The organism is Planomonospora corallina (assembly GCF_042650625.1).
GTDB lineage: Bacteria > Actinomycetota > Actinomycetes > Streptosporangiales > Streptosporangiaceae > Planomonospora_B > Planomonospora_B corallina.
In genome coordinates, this window is the sequence record NZ_JBHSBM010000017.1 from 612,730 (window position 1) to 614,191 (window position 1,462).

Consider the following 1,462-nt stretch of genomic DNA (forward strand, 5'->3'; position numbering starts at 1 on the left):
GCCGGGGATCACAGCCCGCCGGGGATCACAGCCCGCCGGGGATCACAGCCCGCCGGGGATCACAGCCCGCCGGGGATCACAGCCCGTCGCGGAGCTTCTTCAGCAGCTCGATGTCCTCGCGGTGCCTGGCGGCGTCGCCGGGCGTCTCGATGCAGAGCGGGATCCCGGCGCAGGCGGGGTGGCGCATCAGCTCGGCGAAGGCCTCGGCGCCGATGTGGCCCGCGCCGATGTTCTCGTGCCGGTCCTTCTTGGAGCCGCACACGTCCTTGGAGTCGTTGGCGTGGATCAGCCGGAGCCGACCCGGGGCGACCGCGTGCAGGCAGTCGAAGGTCTCCCGCACCCCCTGGGGGGTCGACAGGTCGTGGCCGGCGGCGAAGGCGTGGCAGGTGTCCAGGCAGATGCCGGCCTTCGGGTGCCAGTCGAGCGCCGCGAGATAGGGCTCCAGGTCCTGGACGGTCGCGCAGAGCATCCCGCCCTGCCCGGCCATCGGCTCCAGCAGCAGGTCGGGGCCGTCGTCCGGCAGCTCCTCCAGGAGAGGGAGCAGGTGCTCGTGGAGCTGGCGCAGGGCGTCCTCGCGGGGCTGGCTCACCGCCGAGCCGGTGTGCACCACCAGGCCCTTCGCCCCGATGGCCGCGCTGCGCAGCAGGCCGTGCCGTACGGTCGCCACCGACTTCTCCAGGGTCTCGGAGCTCGGGGTGCCGAGGTTGACGAGGTAGGGCGCGTGCACGAACGTCATCATGCCCGACTCGCGCAGCCGCTCGTCCTGGACCGGGTCGCCGGCGGCCAGGGCCCAGCCGCGGGGGTTGGTGACGAACACCTGGATCATCTCGGCGCCGATCTCCGAGGCGTACTTCAGGCCGCCCTTGGCCAGGCCGCCGGTGACGGAGACGTGTCCGCCGATGAGGGAGAGAGAAGTCATGATGCCGCCCAGTGTAGGCGCTGCGCCCGACGGCCCAGGGAAGGCTCGGAAGACTGGACGGTCGTAGGGAAAAGGTCGACTAACGGACGTATCGCTTGTGGAAATCTGCTGGACGACTTCCCTTCTGTGGTGGCGATTCGCCGAAGAGTCAGGCCCGGACCGGTGTGTGTACTGCTGACATGCCGAACGTGACGCCCCCGGCGGGTCCTTTCACCGGACCCCGGGGGTCCCTTTCTCCGGACCCCCGGCGGGCCCCTTTCGCCGGGCCCTCGCCCTTGACGGGGCCGCCGGCGGGTCCCTCACCGGGATCCGCGGCGGGACCTCCGGCGGGGTCCGGATGACGCCTCCCGCGCCCGCGGCGCTGTCCGGCTTCAACGCGCTCGGCGCCGCCGAGGCCGAGGCCGAGCTGCTGACGTGCTGCGCCTCACCCGCCTTCGCCCGCGCCGTGGCCGGGCGGCGCCCCTACCGGGACCTCGCCGAGCTGACCGCGGCGGCCGAGGCCGCCGTGCTCGGCCTCGGCTCCGCCGAGGTGCTCGCCGCGCT

Annotated in this window: 2 protein-coding genes; one reads left to right on the plus strand and one right to left on the minus strand. The window is 73.0% G+C overall.

From position 1 onward, the window contains the following. Positions 1 to 76 precede the first annotated feature (76 nt). Positions 77 to 919 carry a deoxyribonuclease IV gene (locus tag ACFOWE_RS15940; RefSeq protein WP_377288392.1) on the minus strand — a complete coding sequence of 281 codons (843 nt, stop codon included), beginning with the start codon at positions 917 to 919 and terminating at the stop codon, positions 77 to 79. Positions 920 to 1,256: 337 nt separating this feature from the next. Here ACFOWE_RS15940 and ACFOWE_RS15945 point away from each other — a divergent pair. After that, the coding region (locus ACFOWE_RS15945) for a 2-oxo-4-hydroxy-4-carboxy-5-ureidoimidazoline decarboxylase (protein WP_377288394.1) at positions 1,257 to 1,462 on the plus strand (206 nt) is incomplete at its 3' end.